Source organism: uncultured Ruthenibacterium sp. (assembly GCF_963558415.1).
In the GTDB taxonomy this organism is placed as follows: domain Bacteria; phylum Bacillota; class Clostridia; order Oscillospirales; family Ruminococcaceae; genus Ruthenibacterium.
The window spans coordinates 1-7,839 of sequence record NZ_CAUWGY010000100.1 but is presented as its reverse complement, the minus strand read 5'-3'; the positions used below and the strand labels follow the sequence as shown (position 1 = coordinate 7,839).

The 7,839-nt window shown below is 59.1% G+C and carries 11 protein-coding genes; 2 read left to right on the top strand and 9 right to left on the bottom strand.

What is annotated here, in order from left to right; genetic code table 11:
- Positions 1-124 precede the first annotated feature (124 nt).
- The 9 genes from AB5H98_RS12045 to AB5H98_RS12005 form a co-directional block, all read right to left on the bottom strand.
- The gene (locus AB5H98_RS12045) at positions 125-427 is read right to left on the bottom strand and encodes a hypothetical protein (protein ID WP_367926139.1); all 303 of its coding nucleotides are present in this window, start codon (positions 425-427) and stop codon (positions 125-127) included.
- A gap of 93 nt (positions 428-520) precedes the next feature.
- Positions 521-1,849, bottom strand: coding sequence for a hemolysin family protein (locus tag AB5H98_RS12040; protein ID WP_367926138.1), 1,329 nt, complete (start codon positions 1,847-1,849; stop codon positions 521-523).
- A gap of 191 nt (positions 1,850-2,040) precedes the next feature.
- A complete protein-coding gene (locus AB5H98_RS12035) occupies positions 2,041-2,460 on the bottom strand; it encodes a hypothetical protein (protein WP_367926137.1) in 420 nt (139 codons plus the stop codon).
- 125 nt (positions 2,461-2,585) lie between these two features.
- Positions 2,586-2,993, bottom strand: a complete 408-nt coding sequence (locus tag AB5H98_RS12030; RefSeq protein WP_367926136.1) for a flavodoxin — start codon at positions 2,991-2,993, stop codon at positions 2,586-2,588.
- Between the two features lie 17 nt (positions 2,994-3,010).
- Positions 3,011-3,568: a DUF3793 family protein gene (locus tag AB5H98_RS12025; RefSeq protein ID WP_367926135.1), complete on the bottom strand. Its 558-nt coding sequence runs from the start codon at positions 3,566-3,568 to the stop codon at positions 3,011-3,013.
- 204 nt (positions 3,569-3,772) lie between these two features.
- Entirely contained in the window at positions 3,773-3,913 is a 141-nt protein-coding gene (locus tag AB5H98_RS12020; RefSeq protein ID WP_367926134.1) for a FeoB-associated Cys-rich membrane protein, read from the bottom strand.
- Positions 3,910-6,066, bottom strand: coding sequence for a ferrous iron transport protein B (feoB, locus tag AB5H98_RS12015; RefSeq protein WP_367926133.1), 2,157 nt, complete (start codon positions 6,064-6,066; stop codon positions 3,910-3,912). Before feoB ends, AB5H98_RS12020 begins: the two co-directional genes overlap by 4 nt.
- Before the next feature lie 54 nt (positions 6,067-6,120).
- Complete coding sequence (locus AB5H98_RS12010) at positions 6,121-6,342, bottom strand: ferrous iron transport protein A (RefSeq protein ID WP_367926132.1); 222 nt, start codon at positions 6,340-6,342, stop codon at positions 6,121-6,123.
- 10 nt (positions 6,343-6,352) lie between these two features.
- Entirely contained in the window at positions 6,353-6,568 is a 216-nt protein-coding gene (locus tag AB5H98_RS12005; RefSeq protein ID WP_367926131.1) for a ferrous iron transport protein A, read from the bottom strand.
- 145 nt (positions 6,569-6,713) lie between these two features.
- Here AB5H98_RS12005 and AB5H98_RS12000 point away from each other — a divergent pair, with 145 nt between their 5' ends.
- Together AB5H98_RS12000 and AB5H98_RS11995 are read left to right on the top strand one after the other, a co-directional pair.
- Positions 6,714-7,100 (top strand): metal-dependent transcriptional regulator, encoded by a 387-nt coding sequence (locus AB5H98_RS12000; RefSeq protein WP_367926140.1) that lies wholly within the window; start codon positions 6,714-6,716, stop codon positions 7,098-7,100.
- The coding region (locus AB5H98_RS11995; protein WP_367926130.1) for a DUF1848 domain-containing protein at positions 7,097-7,839 on the top strand (743 nt) is incomplete at its 3' end. The genes AB5H98_RS12000 and AB5H98_RS11995, both read left to right, overlap by 4 nt.

The window sequence follows — 7,839 nt, the reverse complement described above, 5'->3', positions numbered from 1 at the left end:
GAACTCCCGTTTGCGGCGTGAGAGGCCGCCGTCTTGACCGCTTGACCAACGGGCCGAATTGACTGGCTGTCCTGTATTATACCCTTTTTCGCGCCCAGCGTCAAGCATTTTGACAAAAAAAGTATTACCACATGGGGGCTTCGCGAATCTTATCCCAGGTGCGGCGGTCCTGCCAATACTGCTGGCTGACCCAGTCCTCGGCCTGATGGATGCCCTCTTCGGTGAGCGGGAAGCGGGCCGAGACCACCTTTTCGGGGTCGTTTTTTTCAAGGCACCAGGGCCAGGGCCAGACGGCGGCTTCCAATTCGTCGTCCACGACGCGGAACTTATACTGCATTCCGGTGCGGGAGCCGGAATAGCTCTTGGCCGCGCGGATGAGGGTCATGCCGGGAATGACGGCGAACCGCTCCTGTTTTGGCTGTACCACAAGCACCGCTCCTCTCGCAAAAGGCTGACGGGACCGGCGAGCGGTCCCGTCCATATTTTATCATGTTCGACGGCCGATTTCAACGCGGCCGGCTCATTCCTTCGGGGCGGCGGGGACCACGCGGGAGACCTTGGCCTGCTGAATGCGGCGCTCGCGCACTTCGTCCACATGCACATGCAGGCCCAGGCACTCCACGTCGAGGGGGGTGCCGTCCTGGGGAATGGTGTGCAGGCAACTGAACACCATTCCGCCCAGAGTATCGTAATCCAGTTCGTCGGGCAGTTCTAGGCCCACGGCCTCGGCCACATCCTCCATGCTGACGCTGCCGGACATTTGCCACAGATTTTCCTCTAGCTGGCGAATTTGGTCGGGCTCGGCAGGGTCGAACTCGTCGTAGATGTTGCCCACGATCTCCTCGAGCAAATCCTCCATGGTGATGATGCCGGCGGTTTCGCCGTACTCATCCACCACCACGGCCAGGTGGATTTTTTTCTGCTGCATATCCCCAAACAGCACCGAGCAGCGAATGCTCTCGGGGACAAAGTACGCCGGCCGGAGCATATCGGTGAGGCTTTTCCCGTCACAAGTGCTCAAATGGATGAGGAAATCCCGTGCATTCAAAAGGCCCACCACGTCGTTGAGGTCCTCGCCGTACACAGGGAATCGGGTGCGGCCGGTGCGGCGGATGAGCTCCAAAATCTCCGCGTCGCTGTCGGTGATGCACACAGCCTCTACGTCGGCGGCGTGGGTCATGGCGTCGGACGCGATGGCGTCGCCGAAATCGAACACGTTTTCGATCCACTGTTTTTCCTCTTTTTCAATGGCGCCTTTCTCCTCGCCCAAATCCATCATCAGGCGGATCTCCTCTTCGGTGACGGACTCTTCCTCGGCCTCTACCTTCATGTGGAGAAGGCGCAATACGCCGTTGGTGGAAGCGGACAAAAACCAGATGACCGGCCGCATGACCACCGACAACCCATACACCACGCCACAGGTGAAGCGCGCCACCTGCATGGGCTTTTGCATGGCGATGCGCTTGGGCACCAGCTCGCCCAAAATCAGGGTGAAATAAGACAGGATGACGGTGATGAAAATAACGGCCAGCGCATCCAGCGCGGACGGGGGCAGCGCGGTAAAGCCCAAATCGTCATACACCCAGTCCACTAAGTACTCGGAAAAGCTGTCCGCCGCAAAGGCGCTGCCCAAAAAGCCCGCCAGGGTGATGCCGATTTGAATGGTGGACAAAAAACCTGCCGGGGTCTCCACCATCTTCAAAAGCCGGCCGGCCTTTGTGTCCCCTTCTTCGGCCATGCGCCGGAGCTTGGCCGGATTCAAAGAGATCACCGCGATCTCCGTCATGGCAAAAAATGCGTTGAAAAAAATCAAAACCGCCTGCAGCAAAAGCTGTCTTCCAATGTCCACGTGCTTCTCTCCTCTTTCTTTAAAAAAACAATAAAGGCACAGTCCGTTTTCCCCATTGAGAAAAACAGACTATGCCTTTTCAAATACTGTGTATCTTCGGTCCGGATTGGCGCCGTCCGCGTCGTCCATCGCTGTTTCGAAACTCCTTTAACCAGAAATTACTACGATTATAAGTGGTTTTCGCGCTGTTGTCAAGAACGCGTGCAATATGTGATGGGCCCTTTGTGCCACACGCACAGCAAAACTTCGAACAGCGGTCCGCCGGGCAGAGACAGATACCCCGTGTACTGCACCTGATCGTAGCCGAAGCACTCGTCGACGATTTCAAACGGACAGCTCCCGTACTTTTTCAAAAATTTGGTCAGCTTCATCTTTTTGCCGCGAAAAGGCCCCATCCGGCCGCTTTTGCTCAAGAAAAACGCCCAGGAAAACTCCCATTCCACCTGTTTTACGCACACGTCCCCGTCCACTTGGCGCACCGGCTGTGTCAAAAGCAGGTATCCGTTTTCAAACCGCAGCCACAAGTCCCGGTCCGTGCGCTCCAGCGCCCGCACCCGGCCGTCGTGCAGGCTGTAAGGCGCGTCAAAGCGATATTTGTACCCCGTTTCCATGGTTTCACCTCGGTGCCATCTTACCACGGCCTTTGCCGCCACTGCAAGGAAAAAACCGCCGTTTTTTGAAAACGGCGGCCTTTTCATGGAGGAAGTTTTTCTATTTAAAAACAAGAAAAGCATTTTTATTGGGCCAGCGTGCGCCCCAGTTCCCGGCAGGCGTCCAAGTCCTGCTCGTCGGGAGCGTTCGCAACGGTCAGCGGGTCGGCACAGAGCACTGCGCCCGCGGCCCGGGCCCGGTCTGCCCAATCCCGCATCCACGCGCCGTCGCCCCAGCCGTAAGAGCCGAACAGCGCCAGCACTTTTCCGGCCAGTTGTGGTTCAAGCTGTGCGAAAAACGGCTCAAACTCCGTCTCTTCCAGCACTTCATCGCCCATGGCCGGGCATCCCAGCGCCAGCCGGTCGTACCCGGCCGCCTGGTCGGGGCCCATCTCGCTCACCAAAAACAAATCCGCGCCTGCCCCTTCGGCCAGCGCCCGGGCCATGGCCTCGGTGTTGCCTGTGCCGGACCAGTAGATCACTGCTGTTTTCATATCCATCGCCTCACTTTTTATCCATCCGCGCGCACCATGTGCACCAGCGGAACGCCTTGCTCCATGCCGCGGCACAGCCTTTGCCGGCAGGCGTCAAACCGGGCAAATCGCTCCTTCGCCGCTTTCACATCGCCGTACACTTTCCAGTACCCGCACAATTTGCACGCGCTGCCGCCCTTTTCTACAAACCCCAGCACGTCCTCGGTGGGGTAGTCCAAAAACAGCCCGATTTCGTGGGGGAACCCTTTGCCCCGGCGCAGGCGGTCTTGCAATCGCTGAAGGTGCTCTTGCAAAGTGCCGTTTTGTGCGTACCCGAACCGGGCCAGCACGTGTCTGTCGCGCTGCAGCCGCCGGGCCAGTGCCGCCGGCCGATACACCAGCAGCAGCCCCCGGCGCTTGCAGCAGCACAGCACCGTGAATTCCAGCCCGCAGCCCGCCAGTTGCCATCGGAGCTGCTGCACCCGCGCTGTGAGCGCCGGCACTTTGTCCACATCCACGGCCACCAGATTCGCCGCCTTTGCCCCCAGCAAAACCGGAGCACAATGTTTTGCCAAAGCTTGTTCCAACAGGTCCACAGCGGCGCCTCCTCTCAGTTAGTTATTGCTAACCGCCTGGGAAAAGAAAAAGCGCACGGAAAAAGCGCCTTTTCTTTTTTGGTTAGCGAAAGCTAACCTTGTGGATTCAGGATACCACACAAAGCGGTGTTTGTCAATGTTTTTTCACACTCCGCCAAAGCCGCACAGCGCCCAGGCCCAGGCATGCCAGTGCCAAAACAAGGTTCATGAACTTTTTTTGCACGAGCCGCAGCAGCCGCTGCAGCCCGAGCAGCCGCCCTTTTTGCTTTTTTTCAATTGGGACACAACGATGGCCGCCACCAGGGCAAAGACCGCGGCAGCCAGTAAAAATGTCTGCAAGTTCATACATAAGCTCCTTTTCTCACGGAAAGTCTGCCGCGCTCATCGGCGCCGGGGCGCACCAGCAGGTACACAAGCGCCGCCAAAACGGCAATGGCCGCCACCGTGCCGGCGCCGAAGGGCACCTGCCCCAGCAAAAGGCCGCCGAGCTGATAGACCAAAAGCGACGCGCCATAGGCGAATACGCACATGTAGCCGATGGCCGCGAGGGTCCACTTGGGGTTGTTCATTTCGCGCTTGATGGCGCCCATGGCCGCGAAGCACGGGGCGCACAGCAAATTGAAGATCATGTAGCTGTAAGCGGTGAGGGCCGTGAAGTCGGCGGCAATGTTGCCCCAAATTTCATCGCCCTGCTCAGACACTTCGGCAAAGCCGTACAAAACGCCGAAGGTGCTCACCACGTTCTCTTTGGCGATGAGGCCGGTGAAGGTGGCCACCGCGGCCTGCCAGCTTCCGAAGCCCAGGGGCGCAAACACAGGCGCCACCACGTTGCCCACCACGGCCAGAAGGCTGTGGTTGTTGTCCTCCACCATGGTGAAGGTGCCGTTCACAAAGCCGAAGCCCTGCAAGAACCACAAAAGAACGGAAGAGGCCAAAATGACAGTGCCTGCGCGCTTGATGAAGCTCCAGCCACGCTCCCAGGTGGCGCGCAGCACGCCCTGCAGGTTGGGCAGATGGTAGGCGGGCAGCTCCATGACGAAGGGGGCCGGCTCGCCTGCGAAGGCCCGTGTCTTTTTGAGCAGGATGCCGCTGATGACGATGGCCGCCACGCCGATGAAGTAGGCGCTGACCGCCACAAGGCCGCTGCCGCCGAACAGAGCCCCTGCGAACAGGCCGATGATGGGCATTTTGGCGCCGCAGGGCACAAAGCAGGTGGTCATGATGGTCATTTTGCGGTCGCGGTCGTTCTCAATGGTGCGGCAGGCCATGACGCCCGGCACGCCGCAGCCGGAGCCGATGAGCATGGGGATGAAGCTTTTGCCCGACAGCCCGAACTTGCGGAAGACCCTGTCCAAAATGAAGGCGATGCGCGCCATGTAGCCCACGTCCTCGAGGACGCTGAGCATCAAAAACAGCACCAGCATCTGGGGCACAAAGCCCAGCACCGCGCCCACGCCGGCGATGATGCCGTCTGCGATGAGGCCGGTCAGCCAGGGCGCCACGTTCCAGCTTTCCAAAAGGGCGGTGGCCGAACCCTGGAGCCATTGGGCCGCGAACACGTCGTTGGTCCAGTCGGTCAAAAAGGAGCCGAAGGGCCCCATGGACACCCAGTACACAAGGAACATCACGCCTGCAAAAATGGGCAGCGCCAAAATGCGGTTTGTGACCACGCGGTCGATTTTGTCCGACACGGTCAGGCCGTGGGGCAGAGACTTTTTCTTGACGCACTGCTCCATCAGCGAGTGGATGTAGGCGTAGCGCTGGTTTGTGATGATGCTCTGGGCATCGTCGTCCATCTCGTTTTCGCAGTCTTGGATGTGCTGTTCGATGTGGTCGGCCAGCGCTTTGTCAAGCGCCAGTTTTTTTTGCACTTTTTCATCTCTTTCAAACAGTTTGATGGCGTACCAGCGCAAATTTTGTTCTTTTACCCGGCCGGAAAGGGACTCTTCGATGTGGGCGATGGCGTGCTCCGCACTGCCCGTGAACACGCACGGCGTCGTCCTGCCTTTTCCCTCGCCCGCGCGCAGGGCAGCGGCGGCGGCCGCATCGCACCCCTGGCCTTTGAGCGCGCTCAGTTCCACAACGGTGCAGCCCAGCCGCTGGGCCAGCTTTTGCGTGTCGAGCACGTCGCCGTTTTTGCGCACAAGGTCCATCATATTGATGGCCACCACCACCGGGATGCCCAACTCCACCAGTTGGGTGGTCAAATACAGGTTTCGCTCGATGTTGGTGCCGTCCACAATGTTTAAAATAGCGTCGGGCCGCTCGTCCACCAGATACTCCCGGGCCACCACTTCTTCCAGCGTGTAGGGGCTCAGCGAATAAATGCCCGGCAAATCTTGGATCACCACGTCTTTGTGGCCTTTCAGCCGCCCCTCTTTTTTCTCCACGGTCACCCCCGGCCAGTTTCCCACGTACTGGCTCGCTCCGGTCAGTGCGTTGAACAGCGTTGTTTTGCCGCAGTTGGGGTTGCCCGCAAGGGCAATGGTCATGCTCATCTCAGTTTCCCTCCTGTTTTTAGTTAGTCCACGCTAACCCATGGACACAAAAAATCATTCCACCTCGATCATTTCGGCATCGGCCCGGCGCACGCTCAGTTCGTACCCGCGCACGTTGAGTTCCATGGGGTCGCCCAAAGGAGCCACTTTGCGAACCTGTATCTGCACGCCTTTGGTAATGCCCATGTCCATGATGCGGCGCTTGAGCGGCCCGTCGCCGTGCAGCCGCCGCACGGTCACCGTTTGGCCCACTTTTGCGTTTTTCAGTGTGTTCATATTCGTCCTCCTATCCGATCATTACCCGGTTTGCCAGCGCTCCGTCCAGAGCGATTCGGCTGTCCTTCACCTGACAGATCACGTTTTTGCCCATTCGGCTGACCACCGTCACCTGCGCTTGGACCACAAATCCCAGTTCGGCCAGATGCTGACGCACCTCGTCCCGCCCGGTGATGCGGCGGATGGTCACTGCTTCGCCCTGAGGCGCCATCGTCAAAGGCATCAACCCGTATCCCCCTTTCGTTAGTCATAGCTAACCTATTTCGTATTGAGTTTACACCGACTAACTGCCTTTGTCAACCCTTTTTTGTTCGCCTTGCCAAAAGTTTGCGGCTGTGTTAAGGTTAAAAGAAAAGAAAGGGGCGAGGATGTTGAGCCTGCACGAATCGGCGGAAGATTATCTGGAGACCATTTTGATTTTGAAACAGCGGCAGGGGCTGGTGCGCTCCATCGACGTTGTAAACGAGACGGGGTATTCGAAACCCAGCGTCAGCGTGGCCATGAAGAAGCTGCGGCAAAGCGGCCATATCACCGTGGACAAGGACGGTTACATCTCGCTCACGCCGGAAGGCGCGCAGACGGCGGACAAAGTGTACCGCCGCCACCGGCTGCTGACGCGCTTTTTTGTGACGCTGGGCGTGGACGAGGCCACCGCCGCGGCGGATGCGTGCAAAATCGAGCACGATTTGAGCGAGGAGACGTTCACACGGATTTTGGAGCATGCCCGGCGCCATCTGGGCACATTGGAAGAGGAATGAGACCCATTGTCAGCGTCAGCCGCCGCACGGACGTGCCGGCCTTTCATGCAGACTGGTTTTTTGACCGGGTGGCAAGGGGCTGGGTCCAAACGGCGGACGGGCGGTTCGTGTCTTTGCGTGCGCAGGACGTAGGGGGCTATGTCTTTTGGACAAAGAACCCGGGCCCCATGCTGGACCGGCTGGAGCTGCTAGGGGACGTTCCCTTTTATTTTCAGTTCACACTCACTTCCTACGGCCGGGACGTGGAGCCGGGCATTCCGTCCAAGGGGCAGGTGCTTGTGCCTTTGTTTCGGGAATTGTCAAGGCGGCTGGGGCGCAGCCGGGTGGTGTGGCGGTACGACCCGGTGTTTTTGAGTCCGGTGTACACCTTTGAATATCACTGCCGCTGGTTTTGCCGGCTGGCTCAGCTTTTGGGGCCGTATACGGACACGTGTACGGTCAGTTTTGTGGACTTTTACCCGGCGATGGAAAAGGCCATGCAAGGCCTTGGGGCGGTGCATGAGACCGCGGCCGACCGGCGGGCGCTGATGGAGGTGTTTGCCAAGGCGGCCCGGCGGGAAGGCATTCGGCTTTTAAGCTGCGCCGAACCGGACGATTTTTCGGATTTGGGCGTTTTGCCCGGCGCTTGTGTGGACCCTGCGCGGCTGAAAATCGCAAACCCCGGGCGCGCGGCGGGCCAGCGGCCTTTGTGCCTGTGCGCACAGAGCGTGGACATCGGCAGGGACGCAAGCTGTCGGGG